Source organism: Methylobacterium sp. A54F (genome assembly GCF_053346035.1).
On the sequence record NZ_JBKFBF010000084.1, the window covers coordinates 1 to 327 of the forward strand.

Genomic DNA, 327 nt, shown 5'->3' on the forward strand with positions numbered 1-327 from the left:
AGCCGGCGTCACGCCTTGCGCGGCACGATCCTCCCAGGGCTCTCCGAGCTTCAGGTTCACCCAAGCCTGGAGGCGACTGGGATCGTTCTTCACGAGCCCATGCTCGATGGCGGTCTCCGCCCAGGTCTCGAAGGGCGAGTACAATGCCGACAGGTGGAAGCCGATGGAGCGGCCGTCGCCCGCTGTGGTGGCACGCCAGTGCCCTTCGGCCAGCACCCTCGGCTTGTCCGCTTCGCCAACTGCCTCGAAGCACTCGGAGCACTGGTAGAAGGCTCGATCGCGTCGCGTATCAGGCCACCGGACGTTCTCCCACGCCAGCGCTTGGAA

Annotated in this window: 1 protein-coding gene; it reads right to left on the bottom strand. The window is 66.4% G+C overall.

Annotated elements, in window-relative coordinates:
- The coding region (locus ACLBXP_RS25445; protein WP_447670613.1) for a terminase gpA endonuclease subunit at window positions 1–318 on the bottom strand (318 nt) is incomplete at its 3' end.
- Window positions 319–327 lie beyond the last annotated feature (9 nt).